This window comes from Nonlabens xylanidelens (assembly GCF_002934445.1).
GTDB lineage: Bacteria > Bacteroidota > Bacteroidia > Flavobacteriales > Flavobacteriaceae > Nonlabens > Nonlabens xylanidelens.
The window spans coordinates 135363-159322 of the sequence record NZ_PTJE01000005.1 but is presented as its reverse complement, the minus strand read 5'-3'; the positions used below and the strand labels follow the sequence as shown (position 1 = coordinate 159322).

Here is a 23960-nt window from a genome sequence, read left to right as displayed (position 1 = left end):
AGCGAAACTAAAATCTAGCCTTTTTTAATACTACCAATAAAATTATGTAAATTGTGCTGTAATTAAAATAAACAACTACTTATGTCATCAATACTAGACTTACTACAATCTGATACTGGAAAAACTTTAATCCAAGGACTTTCTCAAAAAACAGGACAATCAGCAGACCAAACTTCTGGTCTATTATCTCAAGCAATGCCTCTTATTTTAGGAGCTATGCAACGTAATGCAGCTACTCCTGAAGGTGCAGAATCTCTTAACAATGCATTAAACGACCCACGTCATAGCGGTGGTGGTGTAATGGATATGTTGGGTGGTATTTTTGGTGATGGTGCAGGTAGCCCAGAGCAATTAGAGTCTGATGGTGCTGGAATATTAAATCATGTTTTAGGTTCAAAACAAACTCAGGTAGAAAGTGCGTTATCACAAACTAGTGGTATGGACATGGGATCTGTAAGTCAAATTATTAAAATGGCTGCTCCTGTAGTTATGGGTGTACTTGCAAAACAAAATCAATCTCAAACAACTGCTTCTGGATCTAATGGTATAGGTGACCTTATAGGTTCTGTTCTAGGTGGTCAGTCTGGTGCTGCAGCAGGAGAACAAAGCTTTATTGAAAAAATTCTAGATGCAGACGGTGATGGTAGCATTATAGACGACGTTGCTGGAATGGTTCTAGGTGGTGATAAAAAACAAAGTGGCGGTATAGGTGGTATTTTAGGAGGTTTATTCAAATAACAATCCCAACTCTTTATTATTATAAAAGCGATCACTCCTTTAGTGATCGCTTTTTTTGTACCTTTAATGTAGTAAGTACTTGTTTACTCAACGAGTTGCATCGTTAACTCATTCTTACTTCATTTAAGGAAACAAGCACTCTATTTTTATCCTATGAAAACATTTATATACAGCATTTTTGTGATAGTAGCTATCGTAGGATGCAGCACCATGGATACAGGAAAAAATAAAAAACTAACTTCTAATAGTTCTGTAAAAAACGACACAATACGTATCGTAAACGATAGTCTAGAATACGAGATTATAATTTTTGAACCTGGATTTAATTCTTGGTTAGGTACACAACCACCTAGAGGTTATTATTCTCAATCTGCTATGGAAATAAGTAATGCTTTTAAAGTTACTACTTATAATATTAGATCTAGAAACCCTATAAAATATGGCCGTCATCTTTACCCATTTGCCATAGATTACAATCGTAGAACAGATTATGGCTATGAGGTGAATTATTTACTGTACAACTACTTCCTTTTCTTTGAACAAAAATATAATCAGAAGTTGAAGTAACTTATTTTTGCAATATGCAAAAACTAAAAAAGAATTGGGAGATTACCCAAAACTGGCAATTCATTTACATCCTTTTAGGAATAATAGGTTTACTAGCATGTGGTTATTTTATAGCCGTGCGCATTTTACCTACCACATTTGAAGACATTACCTACGAGTATGCTTTTACCATAATCGTGACTTTAATTCTAGCCTATATATTTTACAAAATAACCATGTGGTTGTTTTCAAAATTAAAAACCAGATGGGAAGTTACATATAGATGGGAATTAATTGCCATGTTTATAGTATTTGCCATCACTGGTTCCTTATCTGCACGTTTATCAGGCCCATTTATGGAATACATAGGCTTGAGCAGAGAATCTATGTCTGGATGGCTATTCTGGCCGTTGCGTATACTTATACTCTTCCCTATTTATCAAATTTTATTAGTAGCAATGGGCTGGTTATTTGGTCAATTTGACTTTTTCTGGAAATTTGAAAAGAAGATGCTCTCTAGATTTGGTATTAAATTATAAAAGTAAAAACATTATTAATTGATTTCTGCTTACGCAAAAGTGGAACAAACCCAATAAAATATTCTTAAAGGCAATCATAATCGTACCTTTGTAGCCTTAAACTAGTCTATAAATAAAAGAAATGGATAACAACGATATATTAAGAAGATTGAGATTTACTCTAAACTTGAGTGATGATGCGATGATAGATATATATGCCAAAGGTGGTGAACCTGTTTCTAGAGCAGAAATAAGCAACTGGCTCAAAAAAGAAGAAGATGAAGACTTTGATGTAGTCGTAGATGAAAATCTAGCTGTTTTTCTTAATGGACTTATAGTTAACCATAGAGGTAAAAAAGATGGTCAAATTCCTGTCGCAGAGACAGAACTAGATAATACCATTATCCTACGTAAACTTAAAATTGCCTTTAATTTTACATCTAAAGAATTACTCTATATCTGGAAAAAGGCAGATGTTGTGATAAGTGAAACAGAATTGAGTGCCTTCTTCAGAAAAAGAACACATCCTAAATTCAAATATTTAAATGATCAGTATTTACGTAAATTCTTAAAAGGTTTCCAGATACAACGTAAAACACAACGTGAGAAAGAAGCTTACAGGAATTCATTTAAAGACTAAAGAGATCTAACTATCAGCATAATAATTAAATGAATCAAGAGCAACTTCTTAAACTATATGCCGATTTTTCTGATCGAGAATTGATTCATATTCTTACTATAGATAAAGAAAAATATACTCCTGTCGCCTGGAATGCTGCACAAATTACCTTAGAAAAACGATCCATAGATGTAAATCAATGGAAAGAAATAAGAGAGTATGACAATGCGCCTAAACACAAATCTGTTGATGAGAAAAGCTCTCTCCTAGACGAACTCTATGCAGACGAGCAAGCTAGACTGAGAGAAGAATCTACTTTTGAACAACAGAAAAAGCACAGCTTAGAAACCTCAAGAAAACAACTTCATTTAAATGATGAAGATTTACTTAATCAATTCACCTCTATAATTGATGTCTTTTTAAAGAATAAAGATGAGCATCATAATACAGATAAGTTTTCTAAAGAAGAGTTTCTAGCACTATATGCAGGTGTTTATGATCGTGATCTTCAAATTCCTCTTTCTTACAAAGCTAAAGTTATAGAAGTATTAGACTCGATCCTTAAAAAGATGAAATCTAGGAGAAATATAATGATCTTATTAGGTTTGCTATTAGCTGTAATAGGTATATCTACTACTCTAGCTAGTAATAATATTTCATTAATATTTTATGGTGCAATTATAGTAGGTTGCGGTATGATAATTAAAGCAATAGCAAACTATAGCATGAGCAAAGATTCTATCAAAAAATTAAAGCTCTATACAAATAAGTAATTCTGTATAGAGCTTTAATGAAAACGGCAGTTGTACTACTATTTCTTTTTACCGTAAATTTTATTCTCTCTGTATCTAGCAATAGCTGCTATAACAAAAATCACTGATAACGATATCATTGCAAATTGATAAGAGATGATTTGATCTCCACTTGCATAACTATGTAGCCCTGATAAGTAGAAATTTACTCCAAAATATGTTATCAATACACTTATAAATGCTAGTACTGACCATAAACTAAACGTCCATCTACTTTTTAAACCTGGAACAAGTCTTAAGTGCAATACAAAAGCATAAATAAATATAGTTATCAATGCCCAAGTTTCCTTAGGGTCCCAGCCCCAGTAACGTCCCCAAGATTCATTTGCCCACATACCTCCTAAGAAGTTACCTATGGTAAGCATTATTAATCCTACGGTAAGTGAAATTTCATTGATATAAGTAAGCTCCTTAATATTAAGATCCATAATTTTCTTATTCTTCTCTGTAGAGAATATCATAAGAATCATAGTCACTAGACCCAAAATCATTCCTAGTGCAAACGGTCCATAACTACCTACAATTATAGATACATGTATCATTAACCAGTAAGAATCGAGAACAGGCTGTAAATTACCTATCGATGGGTCTAACCAGTTTAACTGTGCTACCCATAGTATTATAGCTACTACAAATGCGGTACTAGCAATAGTCATATGACTCTTTCTACCGAACATGAGTCCAAAGAGCATCGTTGCCCACGCCACATAAATCAACGATTCATAAGCATTGGACCATGGTGCATGACCACTTAAGTACCATCTCATGATTAACGCAGCAGTATGTACTAAGAATAATCCAAAGATGACCCATTTATGAAACTCAATAGTCCATCTTATTTCTTTCATCGGTTTGATAATCTCTACTATTAAAAGAATCAACATCATCACACCGAACCATGCATACCATTTATACAAGCTCTTAAAAACGTTGTACTTGTTGTAAAGAATCTCTGCTTCAATTTTATCTTCACTAGGAATTATATCAGCACCATGATAACGTTGAAATTCAAATAAACTGTTCAATGCTGCATTTGCATTTACATAGTCACCAGTAGCATTTCCTTGATGTAATAAAGCATTATAAGCAGGAAAGAAGTCTCTAACAAAGTTATGATCACGTTCTTCTGTATAAGCAGCCTTTTCTATATCTGGAGCAGAATACCAAGTATTATTCTCAGCTCCTTTTTTAGGGAAGATCTTGAATATCGAACCTGTTAGTACCTGATCTAGCAAACCTACAGAGTAATTAATATCTATAAAACCTTGATGTATGCTCGACTTCACGTCCGCTGCATTTGCTTCGTCTAGATAAGGGCTTATTTTATAGCTACCTATTGTACTGTCTTTTCTTCTTATAAAGTCCATACCACGAGCATAACTGGTACTTTTATCTACTCCTATAATAGTTTTTAAAGAATCATTCTTATAATTCAATTTAATAAGTGGCACATCAAACCATAGATCTCTATTTTGAATCATGCTTATCATCGTTTGCTCTGGTGTTAACCTTACAACACTATCACCTACTTTGGCTTCATAATAATCTCTTTCTGACAGTCTACGCAATATCTCACTAGAAAGTGTAGACATAGGCTTCATACGACCGTTATCCTGTACTACTATTCTACCGAAACGTTCTGCTTGTACAAGTGGTACCATATTAGCCACTATAATACTATCTGCTAGTTTTAATGGTATAGGTGGTAATTTAGTATCTGCAAGATCTATATCTGGTGCAGTTGTATCTACAACAGCCTCATCTTGATTTGTACTTACACCTTCTCTACTATCTATAGCTGTAGAATGTTCTCCTGCAGCATGATTATGCCCAGTATGATCTTCTTCTTGCACTTGCGCACCAGCTATACTTATAGAAAACAACATCGCAATCATTACTAGCTGTTTTGCCTTGCGTTTTTTAACACGGTTAATTAATCTTCTTAACTCACCAAATCTGGTATTAGGATCAAATAGCAATGCCATAAGACCTAAATAAAGTAAAAAGTAACCTATGTAGGTAATCGTTTTACCCCAGAAATCGTGATTAACAGATAAGTGTGTACCTAATTCATCTGGATCAAAACTTGCTTGAAAAAAACGATAACCTTCTTTGTCTAATACGTGATTCATATAAATGCGTTCTGGTGTTTTACCCATAGAATCTATAACAGTAACTTCACTTGCAAAAGCAGAGTACGACTTTTCTGTTCCTGGTTGTTTACTAGCTATAAAATCATTTAATTGTATACTAAAAGGTAATTCTCTCGCAATAGAGCCATACTTTAAATATAACTTAAGGCCATTAATATCGATGTCTTTAAAATTTGATATAATCCCTTTACCGCCTAATAATTCTATTTTTTGAGATTCTTCACCACTAGTTACCGTAGCGAGAATACCGTGTGCCTTTGCCTTAGTAGGTTCAGGGCTTTTAATTATTCCTACCTCACCTTGGGTAACAGGCTCAGGAATCACAAATTGCATTCCAGCAAGAGAATACAATGATCTTAATTTTAATTCTTGTATAGAATCTCCAAAAACTTCTCCTTCTAGCTGGTCTGCCATGCGCAAGTAATTTCCAGCATATGGTGTCTGTATCGTATAACCGTTCCAGTTTTCTGTGATATTAATAAGACCTTTTTGAGCAGCTACCACAGGATCTATATTCACACCGAAGAGCACATTGTGAATACTCGCTTCTTCTCCATCCTTAATTAAATGATCATGTCTCGTTCCCTCACCAGCTTCTACGATCTTTAAATAACGATCGCTATTTTCATCTCCAGGTTTTAAACCTTCTACAGCATCATAAATCATGCTGTCTATAGTTACTTTTACATTCTTGTCATAAAAATCAAAATCCCTAGAAGTCTTATAATCATATTGCGAGACTAATAAACCTTCCTTTACACTACGTTGCATAGGGTTACCGTTTTCATCGTCACCTTGAATTATAGCACTGAAATAAGTCTCGTCGCTTAAAAAAGTATTTGCAGTTTGCCCTTCACGTATCAACATCATACCCTCAAAAGAGATATAACGTGTTATTCCTGCTCCTATAATAATAAGAACCCATGACAAGTGTAAAGTAAGCGTCGCCCACTTTTTCCACTGTAATAAATCATAACGTTTTATGTTCCCTATAAAATTGAGCATTAACCAGAACATGATTAATGAAAACCACCATGTATTATATACCCAAAGCTTAGAAGTAGGAGTATCATAGGAGTTTTCTATAAGCGTTCCCGCTGCCATACTTGCTGCAAATGCTAGCAGCAAAAATGTCATTGTACGAGTACCAAAAAGCAAGGCAATTAATCTATCTTTCATAGGACTTTTTTACAGGCTGCAAAGATACTTCACAAAAGCCGCAACACCATGTATTGTGAGTCGCTTTGAAGTACGTATTTTTACATTATGATTAAGATTATTATTATAGGAACCGGTAATGTAGGAATGCACTTATGTCATGCCTTTGAAAAAGCTACTTTATCAAATAAAATTTCTCTTGTAGGATATTATAATAGAGCTCAAAAAAAGCTATCAGATATAAAAGCCCCTTTACTTTCTCAAATAGAAAATTTGCCCGCTTGCGATCTTATTATACTCGCAGTACCAGATGATGCCGTAAATAAAACAGCAAACCTATTACCTACTTCACAAGCTATTGTAGCTCATACCAGCGGTAGTGTATCCATTACAGCCTTAGAAAAACATGAACATCACGGCGTTTTTTATATGCCACAAAGCTTTAGTAAGACCAGAAAACCTAACTTTGAAGACATTACTTTATGTTTAGAATCTAGCAGTGAGGCTGTAAATAATGTGTTAGAGCAGGTGGCTGTTACGCTTTCGCGAAAGCGAGAACAAATCAATTCTAATCAACGTAAAAAGCTCCATCTAGCGGCTGTTTACATGAATAACTTTGTAAATCACTGTTATACTAAGGCTGACCAAATAATGCAAGATGCCGCGATAGACACACAATTGCTTAACGCGTTAATGCAAGAAACACTTGCTAAAGCAATAGATTTATCTCCTCAAAAGGCACAGACTGGTCCAGCGATGAGAAACGACATAAAAACTATAGAAAAGCATTTAGAAATGCTTGATAATGAAGATCGCGATATGTACCGATCTATTACTAACTCCATACAAAAAACACATGGCAACTAGCTATAAAGAATTACTACACGATATCACAACTTTTATTCTAGACGTAGACGGCGTCCTTACCGATGGTCGCATGCTTATTTCTGAATCTGGAGAACTTTTACGTACCATGAATGCAAGAGATGGCTATGCCATGAAAACAGCTCTTAATAATGGATTTAACGTATGTATTATTACAGGCGGTAGAAATGAAGGTGTAAAATCTAGACTAGTAGGTCTAGGCGTTACAGACGTTTTTCTAAATGCCAGTGATAAGATGGTGCAAATGCACGAATATGTTGCAAAACATAATTTAAAGCCTGAAAACATAGTCTACATGGGTGACGACATGCCCGATGTTCCAGCACTAGAATTTGCTGGTGTGGGCTGTTGTCCACAAGACGCAATTCCTGAAGTAAAAGCGGTAAGTCAATATATATCTCATAAAAATGGTGGCGATAGTTGTGTACGTGACATCATAGAACAAGTCATGAAAGTACAAGGTAAATGGAACGTACAAGATGGTAAAAGCGTTAAATCTACTTAATGATCTTGGACTTTAAGAGATCAGACACAAATACATAAGTTGACATCGTGATTCCGCTATAGAGCGGAATCACTTAGTTTTACCTCAATAGCTTTAAAATTTTCCTTCTATTTAAAATGACTGTTTTCCTTAAAATTATACGCTGGCCCAACGTATTAATGACTATTATACCGCAACTAGTCATTATATACGGCATGCTTATACCATCTAATGTGGTACCTGCTTTAAACTGGTGGCAATTGCTTCTATTAATAGCAGCGACTGCCCTACTCACCGCAAGTGGCAATGTCATTAATGATATTCATGACGTAGAAATAGACAGAGTCAATAAACCAGAAAAGCTACTAGTAACAAAGAGCATCTCAGAAAAGAGTGCTTATAATTTATACTTTACTCTTACCATAACTGCTGTCATTTGTGGATTTGTTTTATCAAACAGTTTAGGGAAACCTGTGCTTTCTAGTGTATTTATTGCAGTGGCTTTTGTACTTTACCTTTATGCGAGCTCGCTTAAATCTATTCTACTAGTAGGTAATATTATCATCTCTATATTAGTTGCATTGGTCCTATTAATCACTGGAGTATTTGAAATGTTTCCTGTCATCACTCCAGAGACACAAGTTGCTTTTAGATTTATCATGGCACGATTATTAGAATTTGCCTTAATGGCATTTTTAATCAATCTAGTTAGAGAATGGGTTAAGGATTGTGAAGATGTAAATGGTGATAAAGCTGGTGGTAGAAACACTCTGGCCATTGCTCTAGGTAGAACTCGTGCAGCAAGGTTTACTTCTATTTTTATAATAGCTATTCTAGTTCTATTAGGCTGGTACGTTTATGAATATATTTACTTAAATGAAATTGCTACCTATTATTTCATATTCTTAATCATGGGACCGTTAATGTATGTCATGATCAAATTATGGACAGCTGCGTCTCAAAGAGAATTTCATATACTGTCTACTATACTCAAGGTAGTTTTACTATTAGGAATACTATCTATAGGAATTTTTAGAATCAATTATTACTTCAATTAACAGCTATGCTAGCAAATAAATTTAAAGATACAGAGATCATTCTCGCGTCTCAATCACCACGTAGACAAGAGCTTTTAAAAGGTTTAGATCTAGATTTTAAAATAAAAACCAGACCTGTAGACGAGGTTTACAGTGACCGTTTAAAAGGTCATGAAATCACAGACTACCTTTCTATTCTAAAAGCTAGCGCCTTTAAGAATGATTTAAAGGAAAACGAACTATTAATAACTAGTGACACCATAGTATGGTTTAATGACGCTCCATTAGAAAAGCCTAAAAGTGCTACACATGCTAGAGAGATGTTAAACTCTATGAGTGGGGATTTTCATGAAGTTTACACATCTGTTTGCTTTACAACATCGCAACGTCAGCATGTTATTAATGATGTTACTAAGGTACATTTTGCACCTCTTAGTGAAGAAGAAATAGACTACTACGTTACTAATTACAAACCCTTTGATAAAGCTGGCGCCTATGGTGTACAAGACTGGTTAGGGTATGCAGCCGTCACACGTTTAGAAGGTTGCTATTATAACGTCATGGGATTGCCATTACCTAAAGTGTATAAATTTTTAAAAGAATTTTAATTGTTTCGCTTTCGCGAAAGCGATAAAAACAACCAACAAAAAAAGCCACTTCTTATGAAGTGGCTTTTCTATATAATTTAAAGTAGTAAACTACTATAAAGAGTCTGTTTCTTAGAACATTTCACGACCAGAGAAGTGGAATGCACTTTCTATAGCAGCGTTCTCATCACTATCACTACCGTGAACAGCGTTTTCACCCATACTCTTTGCAAACATCTTTCTAATAGTACCTTCGGCAGCATCAGCAGGATTTGTAGCACCTATTAAAGTACGGAAATCTGCAACAGCGTTTTCTTTTTCAAGAACTGCAGCTACTATAGGACCACGGCTCATGAATTCTACTAATTCACCATAAAATGGACGCTCACTGTGTACTTCATAAAACGCCTGTGCATCTGCAACAGTCATTTGAGTTTTTTTCAAAGCAACGATTCTAAAACCGCTTGCTGTAATCTTATCAAGTATAGCACCTGTGTGACCGTCTTCAACGCCATCAGGCTTAATCATTGTAAATGTTCTATTAGTAGCCATTTTTATATTTTTTAAAATGCGCTGCAAAAGTAATACTTTGACATAAAATTATACCTCCTAAATAAAAAATAAAACTGTCCTCTAGCTTAATGACCATTATACTTGTTAAAGCCTGAGAAAACTTTACTTTTGTTACCCTATGAATAAAGATCAAATTGAAGGCCTGAAAAAAGAGCTTTCCTCTCCTAGAAATATTGTTATTGTACCACATAAAAATCCAGATGGTGACGCTGTAGGTTCTGTAACTGCGCTTTACGGTTATTTAATCCAGCTAGGTCACAAGGTAACTATGATAAGTCCTAACGATTTTCCTACCTTCTTAAAATGGATGGATTACAGTGATTTATTTGTCAATTACGAACAAGAAAGTAAAAAAGCAGATGCTCTTATCAATGAAGCCGATCTTATTTTTAACCTAGATCACAACGCTTTTCACCGCGCAGGAAATATGGAAACTATTCTTAGCGAGGTAAAATCTACCTTTGTTATGATAGACCATCACCAGCAACCAGATGATTTTGCTACCTATATGTATAGTGACACAGCTATGAGTTCTACCTGCGAGATGATTTATCACTTTCTAGAAATGCTAGGCGACACTGAAAAAATAACTCCTGCCATGGCTACTGCTATGTACACAGGTATATTAACAGATACTGGTAGTTTTAAATACCGTTCTACCACTTCTACTACCCTACGTGTTGCTGCAAATCTGGTAGATAAAGGTGCTAATAGTGAAGGTATAAATCGCAAGATTCATGATGTAAACACACCTTCTAGAATGAAGTTGCTAGGTGTTGCACTTAATAACATGGTTATTTTAGAAAAATACCGCACTGCTTTTATCACTCTTACTCAAAAAGAACTGGATGACAATAACTTTAAAAAAGGTGATACAGAAGGTTTTGTAAACTATGCATTAAGTCTAGACGGTATTGTATTTGCACAAATATTAATCGAGAAAAAAAGCGAGTCTATCATTAAAACATCATTAAGATCTAAGGGGGACTTTGATGTGAATCAACTAGCACGAGATAACTGGGAAGGTGGCGGCCACAAAAATGCAGCCGGTGGTAAATCTGATCTTTCTATGGACGATACAGTGAAAAAATTAATTAGTATCTTGCCCTCTTATGAAAAAGAGCTCCATGAAGTGGTTATATAAAACGGTTTTAGTAGTTGTTATTCTAGTTTCTTTTTACGGTTGTAGTAAAAAAGTAGAACCTAGAAAACCTATTACTAACACGACTAGTTCTACCATACAAGAATCTATTGAAATTAATAAAAAACTATACGCTGCCGAAGAGGAGGCGATAGAAACCATTATTAAGGATTTAGATCAACAGTTTGAGCGCGGTTCAACTGGGTTTTATTACATGTTTACTAAAAAAGATTCTGTAAGCGGTATCCAGCCTAAATTCGGTGATCGAGTTACTTTTGAATATGATGTTACCTCTTTAAATGGAGAGGTTATTTATAATAAAGAAGACCTATCTCCTATCACAAAGAGCCTAGAGCAAGAATATGGTGTTTTTAGAGGTATGAGAGAAGCGTTAAAGTTAATGCAAACCAATGAGGAGATGATCGTATTTTTCCCATCTTATGCAGCTTATGGCTATTATGGAGACCAAAATCTAATAGGACCCAACACACCTTTTAAAAGTCGTGTAAGATTATTAGGTATAAATGTAGAAAACTAAAAGTGGGATAAGTGTTCCGCTTTCGCGAAAGCAAAATCCAAAATAATTTTAAACAAAAAATAAATTAGTAAAATGAAAAAAATCCACGGACTACTTGCAATACTTGCCCTAGTATTTATGGCATCTTCTTGTGAAGACAAATATCCAGACGTTAAGGATGGTGTATATGCCGAAATTCAAACGAATAAAGGAACCATGTTTGCAGAATTGTATTACAAGGATGCTCCTGTGTCTAGTGCTAACTTTGTCGCTCTCGCTGAAGGTAAACACCCATTAGTGAACGATTCTCTTAAAGGTAAACCTTTTTATGATGGTCTTATTTTTCATAGAGTAATTAAAGACTTTATGATACAAGGTGGAGATATCACTGGTACTGGAAGTGGTGATGTAGGTTACAAATTTGATCAAGAAGTAAGCGATTCTTTAAAGCACGATTCTAAAGGTATCCTTTCTATGGCAAATGCTGGACCAGATACTAACGGTAGCCAGTTCTTTATCATGCACAAAGAAAACCCTGGACTGGATATGCGTTATAACGTATTCGGTAAAGTGGTAAAAGGCCTTGAAGTTGTTGATTCTATTGCTACTACTCCAGTAAACGGACAGAAGCCTGTAGAAGATATGATCATGCAAAAAATATCTATAATCCGTAAAGGTAAAGAAGCTAGAAAATGGGATGCTGTTAAAACATTTGAAGACGCATTAAGTGCTGCAAAAGCAAAAAGAGAAGAAGCAGAAAAGATTGCTACCGAAAGAAAAGCTTCTGCACCTGCAAATAAAGCGGCTAAAGCAACTGACCTTGCTGCTCTAAAACTTAAAGCTACTAAATTACCTAATAGCGATGTAATGGTTTATGTAAAGAAAGTAGGAAGCGGTGAAAAACCAGCTGATGGCGTTTCTGTAATGATGGATTATAGTGGTTTCTTTATGGACGGTACTTTATTTGACTCTTCTGTATTAGAGATAGCTCAAAAATATGATAACGTAAACGAGAGAAAAGCACAAATGAATGCTTATGCCCCTATGCCAGTTCAATACAGTTCTTCTGTAGGTATGGTTCAAGGATTTAAAGACGCTATGTTATCTATGAATTACGGTGACGAGATAGTAGCATTTATACCATCTGACCTTGCTTATGGTGAGCGTGGCGCTGGTGGTGTTATACCTCCTAACACTGATCTTGTTTTTGAAATGAAGATCACAAAATAAATCATATAGAACTTAAAGTTCCATATTTAATAGAAAGCGCGTTGTTTTACACAACGCGCTTTTTCATTTAACATATTCTTAAATAAAAACTTATTATACAGTTTCAAGAAGCTCTTTAATAAGTCTTAAATTAGTATCATGAAAAAAATTATCTACACAGACCTTGCTCCTAAGCCTATAGGTCCCTACAATCAGGCTGTATATTACAGTAATGATTTTGAAAAGACATTATACACTAGCGGTCAGATTGCGATAGATCCTGCTACTGGAGAACTTAAAATAGACGACCTTAAAGAAGAGACACATCTAGTAATGAAGCACCTAGAGAGCCTTCTTAAACAGGTAGACATGACTTTTGAAAACGTACTTAAAACAAGTATTTTTTTAAGTGACATGGGCAACTTTGCTACGGTTAATGAAGTTTATGGAAGTTACTTTAAAGAAGAAACAGCTCCTGCTAGAGAAACTGTAGAGGTAGCAAACCTGCCTAAATATGTGAATGTAGAAATTTCACTCATCGCAAAACACGATTTTTAATATGCCTATAGCAAATTCAGAGCTTATCATAAATCCAGATGGTAGCATCTATCACTTAAATCTTAAACCACATCAACTGGCAGACACAGTAATCACAGTAGGTGATCCAGAGCGTGTCAGTGAAGTCTCAAAATACTTTGACGTTATAGAGTTAAAAGTAGGAAAACGCGAGTTTCACACCCATACTGGTGTTTATAAAAACAGACGCATTAGCGTGGTTTCTACCGGTATAGGAACGGATAATATAGACATCGTTTTTAACGAGTTAGATGCGTTAGTAAATGTAGATTTTAAAACTAGAGAAGTAAAAGAAGAGCTTAAATCTCTAGATATCATACGTGTTGGAACTAGTGGAGCGGTGCAAAGTGACATTCCCATAGACAGCTTTTTATTATCACAACGCGGGATAGGTTTTGATAGTTTAATGCACTGGTATGAAAGTGATGGTGGTGATCTCGCTTTTGCGAAAGCGGTTACCCAACAAATTCCACGATCAAAATTACATTCTACCCCTTACATAGTAAACTGCGATGCAGACCTTGCAAAGAAATTTCAGACCGTAGAGATGATTAATGGAAATACCATTACTAATGTAGGATTTTATGGGCCACAAAGTCGTAAAATAAGATTACAACCTGCAGAAAATGATTTGAATCAACACATTGCAGACTTCAATTTTGAAGGACATAAAATAACTAATCTAGAAATGGAAACCGCTGGTATATATGCCATGTCAAAGTTATTAGGTCATAGAGCTGTATCTTTAAATGCTATTCTTGCAAATAGAGCTACTGGTGAGTTTTCTACAAAGCCTAAAGAGTTAGTAGAGAAACTAATTAAATTCACTTTAGATTCTATTGTTACTTAAAACTATTACTGTACAGTAAAGTTATATGTTGTAGTGATCTTACGACTGTTATTTACATTCTCGCTTGAGGTTTCAATTGTGGTAATGATTACTGTTTCCTCGCCTGTAAACGAATCTTGTGGTTTGAAAGTAAAGAATGACATTTCCTCATCTGAGGCATTTAAAGTTTGAATAATTTCACTTGTTTCAAATATGTTAGCCTGTCTCGTTATAGTATGAGTTCTTTGATCTCTCTCAAGACTTAGAAGTTCGTTATGTTCTTCATTTATATTTAAGGTCATATTTCTCTCTACTTGGATATCATCATTGGACTCATCAGAACATGAAATGGTCAAAAAACAAAGGACAATAAGTGGAAAGTACTTTTTCATAGTTTAAGTGAATTGTAGATTGGTTTTTAAATCTACAACATATTAGGAACTTTTAACCTTAATTTGATAAAACAAACTCCTAGAACCTCTTAATTTTAACAGATGGAGAAACATCAAAAATATCCTTACCAGCATAGAGACATCAACTGGTTAAGTTTTAATGACCGCGTGCTACAAGAAGCTGCAGATAAAAGCAACCCTCTTTATGAGCGTCTTAAATTTATCGCTATTTTCTCATCAAATCTAGATGAGTATTTTAGAGTACGAGTTTCTCAAATGCGTCAGCTTAAAAGAGTTGATAAAAGCATTAGAAAAAAACTAGCGTTACGTCCTTCTAAGTTTGTAAAGCAATTACTGGTTAAAGTAAAATCTCAACAAGAAGAGTTAGGTACGATTTTCTTTGATCATATAGTCCCTGAATTAAAGGATAACAACATCCACTTATTAGATCTCAAAACTCTTAAAAACAACCACCTACAGCTAGCCAATGAATATTATAAAACACATCTCAAAAAGATATTACATACCGATATCGTAGAGGCTTCAAAGTCCAGTGATATATTTTTAGAAAACCAACACCTCTATTTGTTAGTAACCTTTCAGGATGAAAAAAAATACGGTATTGTAAATATCCCATCATCAGAAACTAGTCGTTTTATAGAACTTAAAAAAGAAGGTGATCAACATGTTATAACCTTTTTAGATGATATCATAAAAGCTAATATTGAAGATATTTTCCCTGAAAATATAATATCAAATACCTACTCTATTAAACTATCTAGAGATGCAGAATTATATCTAGATCAAGAGATAGATGGAACTCTGGCAGACTTGATTCACAAATCTTTATCGCAACGTGAGGTAGGACAAGCTACTAGATTGCTCTATGATGAGAGCATGCCTAAAGATGTTAGGAAAAACGTAAGAAAAAGTCTAGGCTTAGGTAAAATAGATATGGTAGCTGGCGGTACGTATCATAACTTCCATGACTTCTTTGGTTTCCCTAACCCAACTAAAAACAAAGAGCTACAGGCAGCTCCTTTAAAGACTATAAAGCATAAAGTATTAGAAAAGGAAAGTTCTTACTTTGAAGTAATTGCAAAAAAAGATCAGCTCGTACATTTTCCTTTTATGTCCTTTGATTATGTGCAACGATTTATAGACCAAGCATCACAAGATGAGCAAGTAGAAGAAATAAAAATATCTTTATATCGCGTTGCAAACGAATCTGCGCTTACAGATGCATTATTAAGAGCACTTAAAAACGGTAAAAAAGTAACCGTTTTTGTAGAAGCAAAAGCTAGATTTGACGAAGAAAACAATATCAAATGGGGACGCATATTTGAAAAACACGGCGCTCGTGTTATTTATAGTTATCCACGTATAAAAGTACATAGCAAAGTGCTGCTTATCTTACGTAGAGAAAACGATAAGAAAAAAAGATATGCTTACATAGGTACCGGTAATTTTAATGCCAAAACTTCTAAAAACTATTGTGATCACGGATTATTTACTGCAGATAAAAAAATAACTAAAGACCTTTTAAGAACCTTTAAAGTCTTGCAAGGTGATTTAATTATACCACGTGCCAGTAGCCTGCTTATAAGCCCATTTACTACCAGAAGTACTTTTGAATCATTAATACGTCAAGAAATAGAACATTCTAAAAACGGTAAAGGTGGCTACATCACAGCAAAAATGAATCAGCTAGAAGATCGTGGCATGATTCATCTATTGTACCAGGCCAGTCAGGCTGGTGTACATATACGTCTTATAGTACGAGGATTCTCTAGTCTCGTGCCGCAACTTAAAGGTATAAGTGAAAATATAGAAATCACTTCTATAGTAGACAGATTCCTTGAACATGGTCGTATTTATAAATTTCACAATGCAGGAGATCCTATTATGTATACAGGTAGCGCAGACTGGATGAGTCGTAACCTAGATCGTAGAATAGAAGTGTTAACACCTATCAATGATCCAGATATATATGCAGAGCTCGATGATATTCTAGACCTTCAATTGAGAGATAATGTAAAAGCACGCATACATACGCCACAAGAAAACAACCCAATGGTGCAAGCCAAGGATGGAGAGAAGAAAATTCGCTCACAAGAAGAAATTTATAAATACCTAGAACAAAAGCATAGTTAACGCTTCTGTGCTATATTTGTAAGCTATGGAAAAAAAGATAACCATAAAAATAGGCGGTGTACCAGAGCATTTTAATTTGCCATGGCACCTAGCAATTGAGGATAACGCTTTTGCGAAAGCGGGAATAGATCTACAATGGCAAGACGTACCAGAGGGAACTGGTCGCATGAGCAAACTATTGCGTGAAGAGCAACTAGACGTAGCCTGTATTCTAACCGATGGAATCGTAAAAGATATTATCGCTGGGAATAAGTCGCGTATTTTACAAGTATATGTATCCTCTCCTCTACTATGGGGCGTGCATGCACCTGGTAATATAGAAGCAGATAGAACAGAGCAACTAGAAGATGGTAAAATAGCCATAAGTCGCTATGGAAGCGGCTCTCATTTAATGAGTTATCTACTAGCCAAAAGACATGGTTGGGATACCGAAGACATAGAATTTGAATTAATTAATACACTAGATGGCGCTGTAGAAGCTTTAAGTGCAAATAAAGCGCAACTATTTCTATGGGAACGTTATATGACACAGCCCATAGTAGATCAAGGTGTTTTTAAACGCCTAGAAACTATAGCCACACCATGGCCTAGTTTTGTAATCGCTGCGACAGAAAAATGTATTTCAGAAAAAGAAGAAGCACTTGCAAAAATGCTTCACATCATTAATACCTACACATCAGACTTTAAACACATACCTAGTATAGATCGCACTATAGCATCACATTACGACCTACAAGTAGGTGATGTACAGCAATGGCTGTTACGTACAGAGTTTAGTGATGACCAGTTATGGGAAAGTACCGTAGATAAGATTATAGAAGAATTTACCGCAGTAGGAATTATAGAAAAAAAGGTTGCTCTAGAAGATTTAGTCTACAACCTACCCAAAATAGACGAAGAGGAATAAATAACATAAGTATCTTAGTTGTGCAATGCGAGCTGATTTAATAATAGTAGAAAGCTATATTTTCTACTTGCGCAAACACTAACTTTGCACTGCAATTATAACACATGTCATTTACCCTACTTTCTTCTCCACTACAAGGCTTTACAGAATTTAGATTCCGTAATGCGGTACATAAATACTTTGGTGGTATCGATACTTTTTATGCTCCTTATATCCGGTTTAATAATAAGCCAGTTATAAGTAGTAAATACCAGCGTGACTTGCAGTTAGAAAATAACGAGGTGCCAGATTTGATACCACAGGTTATGACTAACAGTGCAGACGAGTTTCTTATCGCTGTAGAGTACATAAGATCATTAGGTTACAAAGAATTAAATTGGAATCTAGGTTGCCCTTATCCTATGGTGACTAAAAAAGGTATGGGATCTGGACTTATTTGTGATCCAGAAAAGATAGATCATATTCTAGAACGAGTTCATGCAGAGACAGATGTAGTAGTCTCGATGAAAATGAGAATGGGATATTTAGAACCTACAGAAATTTTAGGTACCTTCCCTATTCTAGAAAAATATCCTATTAAGAACATCGCCATCCATGCACGCATAGGTAAACAATTATATAAAGGTGGTGTAGATCTCGAATCGTTTCAAAAATGTCTGGACACCTCAAAACACAAACTGTATTACAACGGTGACATAACTAGTGTAGCCGGTTTTAGAGCGATGCAAAAACAATTTCCTAAAATAGATCACTGGATGATAGGTCGCGGCCTCATAGCCGATCCTTTTTTACCCAGCATGATAAAGGCAGATACTGAAGTATATCCAGAAAATCGTTGGGAGATCTTTAGAGAATTCCATGACACCATATACCAGCAATATGATGACTTTTTACAAGGTCCAACACCTATAAAGATGAAAATGCAAGGTTTTTGGGAATATTGGGCTTTGACATTTCCCAATCCGCAAAAAGCTTTTAAAGCCATTAAAAAAGCAAATAACCCTCGCGCCTATCAACAAGCGGTTAATGATAACCTGAAAACAGTGTCTTAACTTTTATAAGTTTTAGAATAAGAATTCCGCTTTCGCGAAAGCGGAACAAACACAAACCTTAAATTTGCATTCCATAAATATCCATGCAAAAAGATCTACTCCTTTTCACGCCACCTTTTACCCAACTGAATACACCGTATCCAGCAACGGCTTATATAAAAGGATTTTTAAATACTAAAGAGATCACATCATTTCAAATGGATTTAGGAATAGAGGTCATTTTAGAGCTTTTTTCTAAAAAAGGAATGACGCAATTATTTGATTATGCTATAGATAATGGTAATATTCTAAGCGAGAACAGCCAGCGTATTTATGCATTAAAAGATCATTATTTACAACCACTTGATGAAATTATTTCCTTTTTACAGGGAAATAACGACACCTTTGCGAGACAGATATGTCTTGATAATTTCTTACCACAAGCATCTCGTTTTGATCAGGTTGATGATTTAGACTGGGCTTTTGGTAATATGGGATTACAGGACAAGGCAAAACATCTAGCCACTTTATATCTAGAAGACCTTTCTGATTTTATAAAAGAATGTATAGATGACAACTTTGGTTTCAGCCGCTATGCAGAGCGTTTAGGGATGAGTGCCAATAGCTTTGACCAGCTGTACAAAGCGCTACAACAGCCTTTATCATATATAGATAAGATAACCGTTGCTATTTTAGACGCGCAATTAAAAGAAACGCAACCTAAACTAGTCGTAGTTTCCATACCATTTCCTGGTAATTTATACAGTGGTTTAAGATCCTGTCAGCATATTAAAAAACACTTCCCTCATATTAAAATAGCCATGGGTGGTGGTTTTCCTAATACAGAATTAAGATCTTTAAAAGATGCACGTGTTTTTGAATTTGTAGATTTTATATGTCTTGATGACGGTGAGTTACCTCTAGAATTGGTAACTGATTATGTATTAAATCATCCTGCAAAAGCTAGTCAAGAAATTGAATTAAAAAGAACCTTTATTCTTGAAAACGATGTGGTAGTTTATAAAAATAATACCACTCAAGCAGATTATAAACAGTTACAAGTAGGTACATCAGATTACAGTGATTTATTACTAGATAAATATATATCTGTAATAGAAGTAGCAAACCCTATGCACAGTTTATGGAGCGATGGACGCTGGAATAAACTGACGATGGCACATGGTTGTTACTGGGGTAAATGCACGTTTTGTGACATCTCACTAGATTACATAGCGCTTTATGAACCGGTTGCGGCAAACGTTCTTGTAGATCGTATGGAGCAATTAATAGAGCAAACAGGAGAACGTGGCTTTCATTTTGTGGATGAGGCTGCTCCACCAGCTTTAATGAGATCTGTAGCGTTAGAAATTCTTAAAAGAAAACTTACCGTAACCTGGTGGACCAACATACGTTTTGAGAAAAACTTTACTCAAGATCTGTGTCATTTATTAAAAGCATCTGGTTGTATAGCTGTTTCTGGAGGTCTAGAAGTAGCTTCAGATCGATTATTGAAACTTATAGACAAAGGTGTAACTGTAGAACAAGTAGCCCAAGTAACTAAAAATTTTACTGCTTCTGGAATCATGGTTCACTCCTATCTCATGTATGGCTATCCTACACAAACTATTCAAGAAACTGTAGACAGTCTAGAAATGACTAGACAGTTATTTGAATTAGGTATTATTCAAAGTGGTTTCTGGCATCAGTTTGCTCTTACTGCACATAGTCCCGTAGGTATGAATACGCAGGATTATGGAGTAACACCACATTTAAAAGAAATTACGTTTGCAAATAACGATGTGCAATTTGCCGATTCTACCGGTATAGACCACAGTAAATTTAGTGATGGTTTAAAGAAATCGCTATTTAATTACATGCACGGTATCGGTTTTGATCTATCCTTAGAAGAATGGTTTGACTTTAAAATACCTAGTACTTCTATCGCTCCTTTTTATATTGAAGACTGCCTCAATAAAGAAAACTTTAAAGCCATGAAGTCCAATTCTAAAATAGTGTGGTTAGGTACTTTTCCATTAGTAGGTTCTTTTACCAAAGTAAAAAAAGGTATAGAAGTTACTTATCTAGATCTCATATTTCATGATAAATCGACATCTTTTAATATAGAACTGCCAGAAGACCTCGCAAACTGGCTACTAGATCAACTAGAATTATGGGATCCTAGTCTTAAAATACAAACGTTTTCTCAAGTAAAAGCTTCTTATGAAAATTTATTTGATGCCTTTGAGCCTTTCTGGTATGGAGAAGAAATAGAAACTTTGAGAGCCAATGGATTATTAATTTTATAAAATTATAGAGGGCTATTCAAAAAATAAATTAGAAAATAAATCATCATTTAAGTTTAGTGCAAAAAAAAAGAGAAGACTCCTCCTCTCTTTTTTAAGCAGTCTCCACCGCTTTATTTTTAATAAACAACTTGTCTTTATAACTACTTGCTTATTTACTTAAACCGTGTTAAAAGTAGTACATACTTCTAGGTTTAAGAAAAATAAAAACACTTTTAAACGATATTTTTATCGATTAAAAGTTAAATGATTCATTAACAATGTTTTGCAAATACACAAAACATGTATTTTATCGATTAATTATGTCTCTCGACACTATATAGCTGGTACTGAAAGAGTAAAACTAGCTATTTCATTATTACCTGCTAGGTAGCCTTGAGTCTTATTAATCATCTTAACAGTATAGAAGCCTTCGTTAGATAGTTTTTTCCAAGAATCTCCTTCTGTACCACTCCACCATATTCCTTGAGAACCTACTGCAAGAATCTCTTTACCATCTGTTTCTGGAACAAAAATAATGTCACTACTATAACCAGGACCGTTACCGTTGTCCATAAGTTTCCAGCTTTTACCACCATCGCGAGTAATTGCTTTGTTATACATATTATCTTCTTTCTTATTCCAGTCACCACCTATCATAACACCATGTTGTGCATCTATAAAATCTATAGCATAAATACCTGTCATCTCACTACCTGCTATCATAGGTGTAGAATACTCCTCCCAGGTAGAACCTCTATCTGGACTGTGTAAAATACGTGCTGCTGCACCACCAGTTGCAAGCCATACATTATCTTCATAAATAGCGATATTTGAATTACTTGCTGCAAATGCCGCTTCGTCTTTAATAAATTCTGGTAGATAAGTACATTTACATTTTGCCCAAGTCTCACCACCGTCAAATGTCTTTATAACCGACAGACAGTCTTCTGTAGCATCACCAAAGGCTATTCCTTCTTCATCATTCCAGAATTTCATACTATCATAAAAAACACGCTCTTCAAATTCTGTGTAAACTAATTTCACCTCGTCATTTGCTTGAGTGATTTTATAAATTAATGCAGGATTACCAGCACTTAATATATAGGTGTATTGTGGTGTCACCGCGATGGATCTAAATTCTATTTTCTCATCTTCATTTAAAGTAACCCTAGAATTTGTCACCACATTTGTAGCAGCATCTATCCTACCGTACTGCCCATTACTACCAGAGAACCAGTACTCTCCATCTCCATAATCTAGCGCTCTCACACTTATAGAATCATTAGAAACGGTTTCTAACTGCAGTTCTACATCTGTGCGTGTTAAGGTTTTAACTTCTTTAATTTCTTCCTTTTGGGAATCGTTTTTACAGGCTGTGATCGATAAAATCAAAGCCATAAATAGTAATTTTTTCATGTTGTAAAAATAAGTCAGAATTAATAAATAAGGTATTTAAAATTCCGCTTTCGCGAAAGCGAGATAACAATTAAAAATCATTGAAAAAACAGGCCCCTATTCTATAACTTACTGAGGAATAGCTGTACTTTTGCAAAATGAGATTTCACCATAACTTAGTGCAAGCTACTGTAGATGCTTTGCACAATATATTCAACGACGGCAAGTATGCTGACCAAGCTATTCAAAAAATCCTAAAGCGTGATACACGTTGGGGTTCTAGAGATAGAGGATTCATTGCAGAAACTACTTACGACATCGTAAGATACAAGAGATTATACGCTTCTATTGCAAATGTAAATGAGCCATTTAAACAAGAAGACCTATGGAGACTAACTAGTGTCTGGATAGTTTTAAAAGGTTATGATCTTCCTGCATGGGATGAGTATTACAACACACCAGTAAGGCGTATAAGAGGTAAACTGGACGAAGTAAGAAAAAATCGCAAGATGCGTGAGTCTATTCCTGACTGGATGGATGAAATGGGTGTAAAAGAATTAGGTAGTCTATGGGATCAAGAAATTACTGCGCTTAACAAACAAGCGTCTGTAGTATTGAGAGCAAACTCTCTTAAAACTGATGTAGCCTCTCTTAAAGAAAAACTAGTAGGTGAAGAAGTCATGACTACTACTGACGAGCGTTTTCCTGATGCTTTAATTCTTAATGAGCGAGCAAACGTTTTCCGTACAAAATTATTCACTGACGGTTTATTTGAAGTACAAGATGCTGGTTCTCAATTAATAGCATCTTACTTAGATCCTAAACCAGGTGAGCGTATCATGGATGCGTGTGCAGGTGCCGGTGGTAAAACACTTCATCTAGCGGCTATGATGGAGAATAAAGGGCAAATTATCGCTACTGATATCTATCAAAGCAAATTAAATGAACTTAAAAGACGTACACGCCGCGCAGGTGTGCACAACATAGAAACTCGTTTATTAGAATCTACTAAAACCATTAAGAAACTAGCTGGTAAAATGGACGGTCTTCTTATCGATGCGCCATGTAGCGGTCTAGGTGTTTTAAGACGTAATCCAGATGCAAAATGGAAATTACAACCAGAATTTATTGATAAAATTAAAGCGACACAGCAAGAGATTTTACAATCTTATAGCCGTGTGGTAAAATCTGGCGGTACTATGGTGTATGCGACTTGTTCTATTTTCCCTTCAGAAAATGAGGTACAAGTAGACACTTTCTTAAAGTCAGAAGCTGGTGCAGATTTTGAGCTAGAAGACTCTCAAACACTTTATGCACATAGAGACGGTTTTGACGGATTCTTTATGGCTAGAATGAAAAAGAAATAAATTATTTTACTGTAGAGGACAGTTATCCCCTTATACTATTACCGTAC

Annotated in this window: 23 protein-coding genes; 19 read left to right on the top strand and 4 right to left on the bottom strand. The window is 35.1% G+C overall.

Annotated features, from left to right (window positions below; translation table 11 throughout):
- Positions 1–81: 81 nt before the first annotated feature.
- The 5 genes from LY01_RS11275 (at position 82) to LY01_RS11255 (ending at position 3194) form a co-directional block, all read left to right on the top strand.
- The gene (locus tag LY01_RS11275) at positions 82–738 is read left to right on the top strand and encodes a DUF937 domain-containing protein (protein WP_104515959.1); all 657 of its coding nucleotides are present in this window, start codon (positions 82–84) and stop codon (positions 736–738) included.
- Between the two features lie 153 nt (positions 739–891).
- Complete coding sequence (locus tag LY01_RS11270; RefSeq protein ID WP_104515958.1) at positions 892–1305, top strand: DUF6146 family protein; 414 nt, start codon at positions 892–894, stop codon at positions 1303–1305.
- A 14-nt stretch (positions 1306–1319) separates the two neighbouring features.
- A complete protein-coding gene (locus tag LY01_RS11265) occupies positions 1320–1823 on the top strand; it encodes a DUF6787 family protein (RefSeq protein WP_104515957.1) in 504 nt (167 codons plus the stop codon).
- A gap of 121 nt (positions 1824–1944) precedes the next feature.
- The gene (locus LY01_RS11260) at positions 1945–2442 is read left to right on the top strand and encodes a YehS family protein (protein WP_104515956.1); all 498 of its coding nucleotides are present in this window, start codon (positions 1945–1947) and stop codon (positions 2440–2442) included.
- 29 nt (positions 2443–2471) lie between these two features.
- A complete protein-coding gene (locus tag LY01_RS11255) occupies positions 2472–3194 on the top strand; it encodes a hypothetical protein (RefSeq protein WP_104515955.1) in 723 nt (240 codons plus the stop codon).
- 38 nt (positions 3195–3232) lie between these two features.
- Here the strand turns inward: LY01_RS11255 and ccsA are convergent, their stop codons facing one another.
- On the bottom strand, positions 3233–6565 hold the full coding sequence (ccsA, locus tag LY01_RS11250; RefSeq protein WP_104515954.1) for a cytochrome c biogenesis protein CcsA: 3333 nt from the start codon (positions 6563–6565) through the stop codon (positions 3233–3235).
- A gap of 87 nt (positions 6566–6652) precedes the next feature.
- On the opposite strand from ccsA, the gene LY01_RS11245 reads away from it, so the two are divergent.
- The 4 genes from LY01_RS11245 to LY01_RS11230 all read left to right on the top strand — a co-directional run bounded on the left by LY01_RS11245 (position 6653) and on the right by LY01_RS11230 (position 9558).
- Entirely contained in the window at positions 6653–7411 is a 759-nt protein-coding gene (locus LY01_RS11245) for a Rossmann-like and DUF2520 domain-containing protein (protein ID WP_104515953.1), read from the top strand.
- Positions 7401–7934, top strand: coding sequence for a KdsC family phosphatase (locus tag LY01_RS11240; protein ID WP_104515952.1), 534 nt, complete (start codon positions 7401–7403; stop codon positions 7932–7934). The genes LY01_RS11245 and LY01_RS11240 overlap by 11 nt, the downstream gene beginning before the upstream one ends.
- Before the next feature lie 116 nt (positions 7935–8050).
- Positions 8051–8971 (top strand): geranylgeranylglycerol-phosphate geranylgeranyltransferase, encoded by a 921-nt coding sequence (locus LY01_RS11235; protein ID WP_104515951.1) that lies wholly within the window; start codon positions 8051–8053, stop codon positions 8969–8971.
- A 5-nt stretch (positions 8972–8976) separates the two neighbouring features.
- Positions 8977–9558, top strand: a complete 582-nt coding sequence (locus LY01_RS11230; protein WP_104515950.1) for a Maf-like protein — start codon at positions 8977–8979, stop codon at positions 9556–9558.
- Between the two features lie 111 nt (positions 9559–9669).
- Here LY01_RS11230 and LY01_RS11225 read toward each other — a convergent pair whose 3' ends face one another.
- Positions 9670–10089 carry a nucleoside-diphosphate kinase gene (locus LY01_RS11225; RefSeq protein WP_104515949.1) on the bottom strand — a complete coding sequence of 140 codons (420 nt, stop codon included), beginning with the start codon at positions 10087–10089 and terminating at the stop codon, positions 9670–9672.
- Between the two features lie 139 nt (positions 10090–10228).
- Here LY01_RS11225 and LY01_RS11220 point away from each other — a divergent pair, with 139 nt between their 5' ends.
- The 5 genes from LY01_RS11220 (at position 10229) to LY01_RS11200 (ending at position 14403) form a co-directional block, all read left to right on the top strand.
- Positions 10229–11254, top strand: coding sequence for a DHH family phosphoesterase (locus tag LY01_RS11220; protein WP_104515948.1), 1026 nt, complete (start codon positions 10229–10231; stop codon positions 11252–11254).
- Entirely contained in the window at positions 11238–11789 is a 552-nt protein-coding gene (gldI, locus tag LY01_RS11215) for a gliding motility-associated peptidyl-prolyl isomerase GldI (RefSeq protein WP_104515947.1), read from the top strand. The genes LY01_RS11220 and gldI overlap by 17 nt, the downstream gene beginning before the upstream one ends.
- Before the next feature lie 72 nt (positions 11790–11861).
- Positions 11862–12998: a peptidylprolyl isomerase gene (locus LY01_RS11210; protein WP_104515946.1), complete on the top strand. Its 1137-nt coding sequence runs from the start codon at positions 11862–11864 to the stop codon at positions 12996–12998.
- A gap of 138 nt (positions 12999–13136) precedes the next feature.
- Positions 13137–13535, top strand: a complete 399-nt coding sequence (locus LY01_RS11205; protein ID WP_104515945.1) for a Rid family detoxifying hydrolase — start codon at positions 13137–13139, stop codon at positions 13533–13535.
- A gap of 1 nt (position 13536) precedes the next feature.
- Entirely contained in the window at positions 13537–14403 is an 867-nt protein-coding gene (locus tag LY01_RS11200) for a nucleoside phosphorylase (protein ID WP_104515944.1), read from the top strand.
- Positions 14404–14408: 5 nt separating this feature from the next.
- On the opposite strand, the gene LY01_RS11195 is transcribed toward LY01_RS11200, so the two are convergent.
- Positions 14409–14738 (bottom strand): hypothetical protein, encoded by a 330-nt coding sequence (locus tag LY01_RS11195; RefSeq protein WP_104515943.1) that lies wholly within the window; start codon positions 14736–14738, stop codon positions 14409–14411.
- Positions 14739–14876: 138 nt separating this feature from the next.
- Here LY01_RS11195 and ppk1 point away from each other — a divergent pair, with 138 nt between their 5' ends.
- From ppk1 to LY01_RS11175, 4 genes are all read left to right on the top strand, one after another.
- Complete coding sequence (gene ppk1, locus LY01_RS11190; protein ID WP_104515942.1) at positions 14877–16928, top strand: polyphosphate kinase 1; 2052 nt, start codon at positions 14877–14879, stop codon at positions 16926–16928.
- Between the two features lie 25 nt (positions 16929–16953).
- Positions 16954–17835: a substrate-binding domain-containing protein gene (locus tag LY01_RS11185; protein ID WP_104515941.1), complete on the top strand. Its 882-nt coding sequence runs from the start codon at positions 16954–16956 to the stop codon at positions 17833–17835.
- Between the two features lie 104 nt (positions 17836–17939).
- Positions 17940–18887, top strand: a complete 948-nt coding sequence (locus LY01_RS11180; RefSeq protein ID WP_104515940.1) for a tRNA dihydrouridine synthase — start codon at positions 17940–17942, stop codon at positions 18885–18887.
- Between the two features lie 83 nt (positions 18888–18970).
- Complete coding sequence (locus LY01_RS11175; RefSeq protein ID WP_104515939.1) at positions 18971–21172, top strand: B12-binding domain-containing radical SAM protein; 2202 nt, start codon at positions 18971–18973, stop codon at positions 21170–21172.
- A 312-nt stretch (positions 21173–21484) separates the two neighbouring features.
- Here LY01_RS11175 and LY01_RS11170 read toward each other — a convergent pair whose 3' ends face one another.
- A complete protein-coding gene (locus LY01_RS11170) occupies positions 21485–22567 on the bottom strand; it encodes a WD40/YVTN/BNR-like repeat-containing protein (protein WP_104515938.1) in 1083 nt (360 codons plus the stop codon).
- 137 nt (positions 22568–22704) lie between these two features.
- Here LY01_RS11170 and LY01_RS11165 point away from each other — a divergent pair, with 137 nt between their 5' ends.
- Entirely contained in the window at positions 22705–23913 is a 1209-nt protein-coding gene (locus LY01_RS11165; protein ID WP_104515937.1) for an RsmB/NOP family class I SAM-dependent RNA methyltransferase, read from the top strand.
- The last annotated feature ends 47 nt before the right edge of the window (positions 23914–23960 follow it).

Bases quoted from the DNA above. Each gene is read 5' to 3' on its own strand.
- LY01_RS11205 (WP_104515945.1), top strand. From the start codon at position 13,137: ATGAAAAAAATTATCTACACAGACCTTGCTCCTAAGCCTATAGGTCCC.
- LY01_RS11200 (WP_104515944.1), top strand. From the start codon at position 13,537: ATGCCTATAGCAAATTCAGAGCTTATCATAAATCCAGATGGTAGCATC.
- LY01_RS11275 (WP_104515959.1), top strand. From the start codon at position 82: ATGTCATCAATACTAGACTTACTACAATCTGATACTGGAAAAACTTTA.
- gldI (WP_104515947.1), top strand. From the start codon at position 11,238: ATGAAGTGGTTATATAAAACGGTTTTAGTAGTTGTTATTCTAGTTTCT.
- LY01_RS11245 (WP_104515953.1), top strand. From the start codon at position 6,653: ATGATTAAGATTATTATTATAGGAACCGGTAATGTAGGAATGCACTTA.
- ccsA (WP_104515954.1), bottom strand. From the start codon at position 6,565: ATGAAAGATAGATTAATTGCCTTGCTTTTTGGTACTCGTACAATGACA.
- LY01_RS11220 (WP_104515948.1), top strand. From the start codon at position 10,229: ATGAATAAAGATCAAATTGAAGGCCTGAAAAAAGAGCTTTCCTCTCCT.
- LY01_RS11185 (WP_104515941.1), top strand. From the start codon at position 16,954: ATGGAAAAAAAGATAACCATAAAAATAGGCGGTGTACCAGAGCATTTT.
- LY01_RS11170 (WP_104515938.1), bottom strand. From the start codon at position 22,567: ATGAAAAAATTACTATTTATGGCTTTGATTTTATCGATCACAGCCTGT.
- LY01_RS11180 (WP_104515940.1), top strand. From the start codon at position 17,940: ATGTCATTTACCCTACTTTCTTCTCCACTACAAGGCTTTACAGAATTT.
- LY01_RS11265 (WP_104515957.1), top strand. From the start codon at position 1,320: ATGCAAAAACTAAAAAAGAATTGGGAGATTACCCAAAACTGGCAATTC.
- LY01_RS11235 (WP_104515951.1), top strand. From the start codon at position 8,051: ATGACTGTTTTCCTTAAAATTATACGCTGGCCCAACGTATTAATGACT.
- LY01_RS11175 (WP_104515939.1), top strand. From the start codon at position 18,971: ATGCAAAAAGATCTACTCCTTTTCACGCCACCTTTTACCCAACTGAAT.
- LY01_RS11260 (WP_104515956.1), top strand. From the start codon at position 1,945: ATGGATAACAACGATATATTAAGAAGATTGAGATTTACTCTAAACTTG.
- LY01_RS11210 (WP_104515946.1), top strand. From the start codon at position 11,862: ATGAAAAAAATCCACGGACTACTTGCAATACTTGCCCTAGTATTTATG.
- LY01_RS11270 (WP_104515958.1), top strand. From the start codon at position 892: ATGAAAACATTTATATACAGCATTTTTGTGATAGTAGCTATCGTAGGA.
- ppk1 (WP_104515942.1), top strand. From the start codon at position 14,877: ATGGAGAAACATCAAAAATATCCTTACCAGCATAGAGACATCAACTGG.
- LY01_RS11240 (WP_104515952.1), top strand. From the start codon at position 7,401: ATGGCAACTAGCTATAAAGAATTACTACACGATATCACAACTTTTATT.
- LY01_RS11230 (WP_104515950.1), top strand. From the start codon at position 8,977: ATGCTAGCAAATAAATTTAAAGATACAGAGATCATTCTCGCGTCTCAA.
- LY01_RS11165 (WP_104515937.1), top strand. From the start codon at position 22,705: ATGAGATTTCACCATAACTTAGTGCAAGCTACTGTAGATGCTTTGCAC.
- LY01_RS11225 (WP_104515949.1), bottom strand. From the start codon at position 10,089: ATGGCTACTAATAGAACATTTACAATGATTAAGCCTGATGGCGTTGAA.
- LY01_RS11255 (WP_104515955.1), top strand. From the start codon at position 2,472: ATGAATCAAGAGCAACTTCTTAAACTATATGCCGATTTTTCTGATCGA.